This is a genomic window from Arthrobacter sp. CAL618, assembly GCF_000468215.1.
Classification (GTDB): domain Bacteria; phylum Actinomycetota; class Actinomycetes; order Actinomycetales; family Micrococcaceae; genus Arthrobacter_D.
This window is the reverse complement of record NZ_ASZW01000206.1, coordinates 1-8,263: the sequence shown is the minus strand read 5'-3', so window position 1 is coordinate 8,263 and position 8,263 is coordinate 1. Positions and strand designations below refer to the sequence as shown.

4 protein-coding genes and 2 pseudogenes are annotated in these 8,263 nt (G+C 60.1%); 1 reads left to right on the top strand and 5 read right to left on the bottom strand.

The window, feature by feature from the left end; translation table 11 throughout:
- Positions 1–173: 173 nt before the first annotated feature.
- The 5 genes and pseudogenes from K728_RS0112475 to K728_RS20675 all read right to left on the bottom strand — a co-directional run.
- Positions 174–1,613, bottom strand: coding sequence for an IS1380 family transposase (locus tag K728_RS0112475; protein WP_024476452.1), 1,440 nt, complete (start codon positions 1,611–1,613; stop codon positions 174–176).
- A 280-nt stretch (positions 1,614–1,893) separates the two neighbouring features.
- A complete protein-coding gene (locus K728_RS0112470) occupies positions 1,894–3,210 on the bottom strand; it encodes a glutamyl-tRNA reductase (RefSeq protein ID WP_051317690.1) in 1,317 nt (438 codons plus the stop codon).
- Positions 3,211–3,841: 631 nt separating this feature from the next.
- Entirely contained in the window at positions 3,842–4,885 is a 1,044-nt protein-coding gene (locus K728_RS0112460) for an App1 family protein (RefSeq protein WP_024476921.1), read from the bottom strand.
- Between the two features lie 1,524 nt (positions 4,886–6,409).
- Entirely contained in the window at positions 6,410–6,943 is a 534-nt protein-coding gene (locus tag K728_RS0112455) for a phosphoribosyltransferase family protein (RefSeq protein WP_024476920.1), read from the bottom strand.
- Positions 6,944–7,363: 420 nt separating this feature from the next.
- Positions 7,364–7,510 (bottom strand): annotated as a pseudogene (locus K728_RS20675) (IS256 family transposase); the annotation flags it as partial.
- Positions 7,511–7,548: 38 nt separating this feature from the next.
- Here K728_RS20675 and K728_RS19380 point away from each other — a divergent pair.
- Positions 7,549–8,218: pseudogene (locus K728_RS19380) on the top strand (ISL3 family transposase); the annotation flags it as partial.
- Between the last annotated feature and the right edge of the window lie 45 nt (positions 8,219–8,263).

Genomic DNA, 8,263 nt, shown 5'->3' with positions numbered 1-8,263 from the left:
TAGCCCGGATTTTTCATGATGGCCGGGTTCGCGGCCAGGTCATGGGCTAGTTCGCGTCCGGTGGGATTTTCTTGTTTTGGGCGTGTTGGCGGGGCCTGTGGTCGCTGGCTGGGCGTCGGGTTCCACGTCTCCGATCGGGTGTTTCGGTGGTTGCAGGGCTGGCCGTCCGGCTTTCAGGCCAGGCGCGGGCTCGGTTGTCGGAGGCTGTGCTTGAGCTCGGTAATGGCGGTCAGGAGGGTGGTGATCGTGCCGGTTTCCGGCGCGTTGCCGGGGATCAGCAGCTGGGTCCGCCGGGCCCTAGTGATGAGTTTTCCGGCGGTCGCGAAGAGCCGGTACCGCCACCGTTTGATGTCCCAGCCGCGGGCTGTATGCCCGGCCGGCAGGATGGCCAGTTGCAGCCAGGACACTAGATTCATGGCCAGGGCGGCAATGTCAGCCCAGGCCTGATTGGCGTGGAAATCATAGAACGGCAGTTTCCCGAGCCCAGTGTTCTTCAGCGTTTTGATCCGGTTCTCACACCGTCCCCGGGCCCGGTGCCGGGCATCAAGGGTGGGCCCGTGCCAGCGCGGCGAGTTCGTCAGAAAGGCCGTGATTCTGTGTCCGTCAACATCGAGCAGCGTTGCCTGCGCCCCGGGGTGAAGGGGCTCGGCGCGTAGGAACAGGTTCGTCCCGACCGGGTAATCGGTGAGCCCGAAAATCTCGGTGGCGTTGATGACCCACGCATCGGTGCGTTCCTTACCGTTCTGGTCCAGGGCCGGCTGCCAATGCGCTTTGTCGTTGATCCAGGCGACCATGTGGGCCTTGGTGACCGGCACCGGGTAGGACACCGTGAACTGGACACCTAACGACGCCAGGTGATGCAGGAACTTCCGTGACGCCCCGGCGCTGTCGGTGCGCACCAGCACCTTGTCCCCGATGAGCTCACCGTGGCCGTCGTAGAAACTGTCGGGGAGCTGTCCGATGGCCTGGGTGAACACCTCGATGTGGTCTTGGGCACTGTTGGCTCCGGCGTTGCCTGGACGCATCAACGCGGCCAGGATCTCCCCGGTCCCGTTGCCCGTACCGTAATCGACGCTGGCGATGAAAGGGGCGAAACCATACCCGCCCTTATAGGTGCCCACGGCCTGTTCCTTGTCGCTGTGGGAGGCCACGAGCGTGGCATCAAGGTCCAGGATCAGGGGCTCCAGGACGGTCGCCCGCAGTGCCGGGTTCCGGTCCCCGGCAGCGTCCCATGCCCGTGAACGCAGCTGGCGAGTCAACGTGGCGAAGCCGTAGCCGAAGACGTCCGGACCAGCCGCAACCCGGTCGAAGAACCGTGAGACGGTCGCGTTCGAGGCCACGTTCCCGAAGACGCCGGCACCAGAGCGTAGGATATCCAGATCCGAGACGTGTTCCCCGCCGCCGGCGAGCATGACCGCCAAGGATCCCAGGATCGTGCCGGGCCGATGCCGGGCCCCGGCGGGAACGAACTGGCCTAACCGGTCCTCGCACAAGCCCCGGAAACCGAGCGCGTCGATCAGAGATGTCACCACGTTCAGCCCCGCGTGGGAGACCAGCGACTGCTCCGTCGTGGCGACAGGAAGAGACGGGAAAACTCCGGTAATCTTAGACATCAGAAAGGTGCTTCTTTCAGCCGGTGGAACAGTGCGTCAACAACACTATTTTCCCAGCCCAGAAGCACCTTTCGTCGCTTTAACACACCCGACGGGCCCCACCCTCATGAAAACCCCGGGTTAGCGGACCGGTCCAGTGGCTGCTGGGTGAGGAGTGCGGGAACATGCAGCCACTGGGCATAAGCAAAAAGTGCCAACGGGGGCGCTACCACTAAGTGGAAGAACCGTACTCTGGCAAAGCCATAGGACGAGGGAAGGAGGTATTGTCGCCGTATCTGAACTATGGGTTCCGGTCTGCGATGTGGATTCCGAAGAGGACTTCCAGCGCCTTCGTGTAATCGTCCTGGCGGCCAGCCAAAGCCAGTTCCCTCGCTCGAACGGTTGGCACGTGAAGGAACTGCCTGACGATTCGCCGCAGCGCGGCATTGATCTCTTCGGCAGTAGCGCAACTATGCTGGCGCGTTACTAAGTCCATTTCGGTGTCGAGAAGAGTTTGAATGTGTTGGCGGAGAACGATGATGGCTTGGTCCGCAGTTTTGCTTCGCTCCCGGTCCTGGAATTGTTGTGCTGCCCGCTGAACGAGTTCACGTGCACGAAACAGCGCCTCAGCATCGGCCTTCGGAGCAGCTTGGCGGACTGACTCCAGGTCGATGAGTGTTATGTCCGGCTGGTCCTCGGCTACAACCTCAAAGTCACGGCTAGGGACCAGATCAACGATGGTAAGTGAACGGCGCACGGGACGCTCACCACATGTAAGTTCCGGAACGCCGAAACGGGTTCCGATACCGCTACATCCGATAAGAAGATCAGACGTCGCAACGGCTGAAGCCAGTGCATTTTTGGGAAGGGCGGTTGCTCCTCTGCCCTCGACAAACGCCTCTGCCCTACCCGAACGTGAGAACACCGACACATCCGAACACCCCTTGCTCCGAAGCATATTCAGGACGTAACTGGCGTAGGCACCTGTGCCAAACAAAACAACGGACGCGCCGGTCAGGGGAGGGAAACCTGGCCCATGGGAGGCTAGCTCGAGCGCGACAACCGCAATTGACTTGCTGGAACTGCTCAGTGTGGTGCGCGCACCGACCTCTTTAGCTGTTTTCGCCGTTGCCTCGAACAGACGCACTAAAAGCCCGCTGGCCGTACCTGCATGCTGCGCCGTGGAAAGAGCGCGACGAATCTGTCCGGCAATTTCGCGCTCACCGGCAACGATCGAGTGCAGCCCGGTTCCCACACCGAATAAATGCTCCGTTACCGCCGTCCCCCACACACGCTCAAACAAACAGTCCAAGCTGACCTCGTCTAGTCCGGAACAATGACTGACAGCTGCCAGAATGTCAGAGCACACGGATTCAACGTTTCCTGTTGATCCGGTCTCGCAATAGATCTCGAAGCGGTTGCAGGTGGAGAGAACCACGCAACCTAATACTCCATCACCATTATTTTGGAGAAGCGGAGGTATCAGCGAGGACACAGAGTGAAGCTGGGCCGCCGCGTCACAGTCTAAATCTCGGTATTTCGCAATAAGGGCCAGAAGCCGCAAAGACTTTTCAGTCTGATGAGTAACATCATCCTCCATCAGCGACATTTCTGACATTATTGGCCCCCAAATAACTCGATGACGCGGACCCTATGATTTTCGATCAGTATCAACCTAGAGACAGGATGATAGGCGAACCTTGAGGAAATCTTGGAGTAGCCAGCGATCGAGAACGGCCCCAGAAGAACGCGTTCCCCTTGATTGTCCATCGCGGCGCCTTCTCTGGATCCTTCGACCGGATCAGGGATTTTTTCAGGGATAAGAGCGGGCGACTTCCGTTTCCAGCGCTAACCTAAACAACCGCAAGTCCCCTATTCCAGCAGCACTCCTCATCCAAGGCAGTGACTGTAGGCGCAGCACTTCGATGACCAGGATCGCGCCAGAGTCGGCGTCATCCGTCCGAGGTCAGCAAGGGCAATATCCTCCGGATCCAACTCGGTTGCAATGCCCGCAGCCGGGGCCGGATACCCAGTGAGATCGCGAAGCTCATCGGATCAATAGTTCGCAGTAGACCCTCGGGGCCCAAATAATTTGTCCTGCGCACTGGACCACGGGCTGGTGACATCCCCAAAGCCAGGGAATGGACCACAATCCGGGGCAAGTCCCCTCCCGTCTCCAGTGAAATATTCTCTATTTTCGCAGCGTTGCGACAAGTACAACCAAACTTGAGATAGCGTTCGGCCCGTAGTCAGTCACTGAGCGGGTGGTCACCTAGTGCTTCGCGTAGAAGGGGCAGTAGGACGTCCCCGTCAGCTCCATGGAGAACGGGTACTCCGTTCACGGTCTCTGCCCTTCCATCCGGTTCGGATGGTCCAGCTGGTCGGACTTGGCGCAACGCTATAGCGGCAATGCGGTCGGGGTGCGCTTTGGCTAGGTCGCGGTACAGTTTTGGGTCGTGTTCGCCGTCGTCACCGACCAGAACCCATGTGATGTGGGGGAAGTCTTCCAAGAGGCGGGCGAGGGATGATGATTTATGTTTCTGGCCGTCCCGGAACCACCGGTGGGGGGTAATCCCCCAATCGGTCATCAGGATCGCACCGGCGGGAAAGTCGTTCCTGGCCAAGAAGCGCGTCACGGGGCCCACGAAATTCCACGGCCCGTTACTCAAGTAGACCACTCCTGGCTCGTTCTGATCTTCGACGGCGGTTTCAAGTAGACGGGCCATGCCGGGAACCATCTGCCGGGTCGAGCTGGAGCCGCGCAAGGTTCTCCAGGCCGCTCGGGCTGGATGGGAAATGCCGGTCACCCATGCGGTGTCATCAATGTCGCAGACCACTCCTCGGGATGGCTCCGGGCTCACGACGTGGACATCAGCTGGGACCGGGTCACGGCCCGCCGATGTGAGAAGCGCGGTGGCCGTCCCAGCCTCGAGAGAGCCATCTAACTTCAGCTGCGCGTCGATGATGCCAGCCTCGTCGCTGGTTACCACTGTGGTGACACCGCCGAGTTCAATCGATACTTCAGTTCCGGGACTTTCTAGGGTGAGGAGGCGCCGCCACCCCGAGATGCCGCGGCGTGCAGCAGGATCAACCGATGCTGGTGCGAGAACCACACGTCCCAGCACCCGGGCATGATCGGCACTCGAGTAGCCCGAGTACGGAATGATGGCCGGGGTCCAGCCTTGGCGGGTCGCCCGACGGGCCAGTCGGTCCCGGATTCCAGTCTCGGTGCGGTATGCGACGGCAACCGCAGTTTGGCGTGATCGGCTCAGTGCAGCTTTAGGAGAAGGCATCCGAAAATGTTACCCCTAAAGACGAAGCTAGTCTCGTCCCCCTACCTAATGTAGCCACCGTTCGGAAGCACGTAGCCCATTATGCCGATAAGACCTGATACGTCTACAGGAATCAGCGGAGTCGCGGGTCCCTGAACATTTTTGGGTGGAGAACGTATTGTCTTGATTTGTACGACGCGGCATGGGCCGGATTCTCTTGATCAATTACAGTCGACCCCTGGATTACGTCTTGGTTCATCACCTCTAGACAAGGGCGGAATCTGAAGCCGCCTTCACCCCCCAATGAAGACGATCCGTACCAGACCCCCAAAGCTGACACTCACCGGTCCTTAACGCGCCCCATACGTATTGGTCCGACCTCTCCCACAGTAGACCCGGCACACGCCCATCAACAGGGTCTTAAGCCCCGGGCGACCATCGGGCCCGACTCGCGGAGTCAGAATTGGATTGCGCTCTACCACTTCGGTCAGATTCCGGGATTGACCCCGGAATCACGGAACTGGTATGCCGCAACAGCGGTTAAGTACCGAGGTCTTGGCGAATGCGGGGGCTCAACCGCTACAGAGCCGCTCTCAGCCATAGTGGCCATGCTGAAGAGCTGTCCGCATCCCGCCAGCCCCGTACAAACCACTCAGGGCAAAACACCCGAGGCTGCGCTACGACGATAAGGCCACATCAATAAACTTTCTCCGAAGTCATGTACCTTCACCACCACTCCACCATGAACTAGTAAGAAAGCCCACCAAGGGCTACAGAAGAGAAAGGAGACGAGCCGTCACGGGAAGATTGCAACCACCCACCGAAACAGGAACACCCTGTTCACCATCTGAGCCGGTTTGTGCACAGTCAGAGAGCAAAACAGCCTCTGACAAGGGGAAACGTGTGCCCGAAGTGGGACTTGAACCGGCTTTCACCCCTTGCAAACACTGGCCTCCCCCGAAAACCTCCCCAAACCGGCCCAGTCCGGCACAGATCCGCCCCAGTCCGACCCCCAAGGTGTGCACAATGTGCACACCCCCTTTTCGTGCCCTGTTGTTGCCACACCTGCTCGGCTCCGCCGCCCTCGCCGAAGACGTATTTCCTGTCCCGAAGGTTTGAACAGCCCGAGAAGACAGGCGGTCCCGATATGCGACGAAGGCTCGGGTGACGCCCAGACCGATACAACGATGCGCAAGCTCTGAAGCGGTGAGAGTCATGATGGACGGGCCTCCTTTCTCAAATATCTCATCGAAAAAACGACTAAAGCGCACATGACTGATGCGTGCAACGTCGATAGATCGAATTTGACTAGTAATTCGAGGTAGATACGGAGAGCGAAGGACCAACACGACCTTCCCCGCGTGGATTAGACAGACTAATTTGGACATTCGAGGACGCTTCTCCGCCCAGGCAGCCATCTGCCCGACATCTTGTGCGGGCCATCCCCGCCACAGTCTTAGACTCTTCATGACAGCGGTATTGCTGTTGGTCAGGGCTTGGTGTCGCGTGGAGGACCCCTCACCGGACAGTGTCTGTTCCAACGGATTAGAGCTCTCGAACGTTGAGCATCGATCTAACCTGAAGCTTCCGTCGTAAAGAGGTTCTCTCAAGGCCGTCGACGACCACCGCAGCGCCGATCCAGGCCGCACCACTCATCTCGACGAGCGAATGGCATGCCTCGGCCTGAGCGCCGGTGGCAATCCAGTCATCCACGAAGAGGACCCTGTCCCCCGCCTTCAACAATGAGCGGCGCAGCCCGAGTCGCAAGCTTCGGTTGAGGTAATCAGGTCCAGTCGACGTCTCCCACCAAGCATCGCTGTCGGACGCTCGCCCAGGATCCTTGCGAACTTCCGCGAACCCAATACCTAAATGCTGCGCCGTTAGAACCCCAAGTAAGCTCCCATGAGACTCGGTACCCATGACGACCGTCGGTGTCGAGCCAGGGAAAAGCGCCGTGAGACCCGGTCCGAGCGACGAAAGCGTTTCTGGACTACGCCACCATCCAGTGACATCAGCCCTAAAGTCTGGATCGGTTCTATCCCCCAGCCATCGAAAAGACTGAAGAAGACGATCCCGCATTTCAGATTCTTTCCGCATGCATCAATCCTCGCAACAGGACCGGAACTATCCGCGCAAGACCGGGAGGCTGCGTCGCTCAAAGATTCTCTTGCGGGACGCCTTCGCCGCGTTAGCGATTCAATCTAGGCACCGAGTGATCGCCGCATGGCGACACGGGGCCAGAGGCTGACCTCTTGGTGTGGGAGGTCCGGGGCTGCGATGTCGCTTGGCCAATCCTTGCCAAAAGACCTCAACCCGGGTTTAAACCTGCAGCTCTCCCACCGTAGATGTCCGATGATTGGGTGATCCCCAACCATCCAACGGTCAAGTCCCTGGTAGTGGTGTAGCCGATCGTGGTCTGTGATGTCCCGAGACTTCACATGTGGGGTCCGGCGTTTTCATCAATGAGTGGTTTTCTCGAACCGGCCTGCGAAGGGGAAAAGCGAATGCGTTCAGCGCCGGTTTCCACCTGATCACCCAGCGTGCTCTGCCGCCGCCGGTGGGGTCAAGAGACCTGGTCGCAAGGTAGAGGCGCTACAGCGCCGCGGTCTCTTTGGGGAAGTGTCCGCGGGCTCTGATGGCCCGGCGGCGGTCGAAGGCCGCTCCAGCAGGCCTTCAAGGCCTAGCTGACCGACCGGCCGCAGGCCTGGCGGGACAAGGTCGAGGTAGTCGCCATGGATGGGTTCACCGGCGTCAAGACCGCCGCGTCCGAGGAAACTCCCGGACGCGGTCCCGGTCATGGACCCGTTCCACGTCATCCGGCTCGCCGGCGACGGGCTGGACCGGTGCCGGCAACGGGTTCAACAGGCCACAACAGGGGATCGGGGTCGTGCCGGTGACCCGCTCTACCGGGCCCGGCGGACACTGCATACCGGCGCTGACCTGCTCACTGAGAAGCAGCAAGCCCGACTCACCACAGTGTTCGCGGTCGAGGAGCACGTCGAGGTCGAAGCAACGTGGGGCATCTATCAACGGATCGTCGCCGCGTACCGGGAACCAAATAAGGCCCGCGGCAAGAAGATGATGCAAGCCCTCATCGACTCCGTCGCGGCCGGCGCGCCCGCCACCTTGACGGAGATCCGCAAGCTCGGCCGGACCCTGAAGCAGCGTGCCGCTGACGTGCTCGCCTTCTTCGACTGCCCCGGCACCAGCAACGGCCCGACCGAGGCCATCAACGGACGCCTCGAACACCTTCGCGGCTCCGCCCTCGGATTCCGGAACCTCACCCACTACATCGCCCGGTCACTCCTAGAATCCGGCGGCTTCAGACCACGGCTACACCCTCAATTACGATGAGCCCCTTATGTGCACCTACGACGACTGTCGGCACCTACCCCAAGC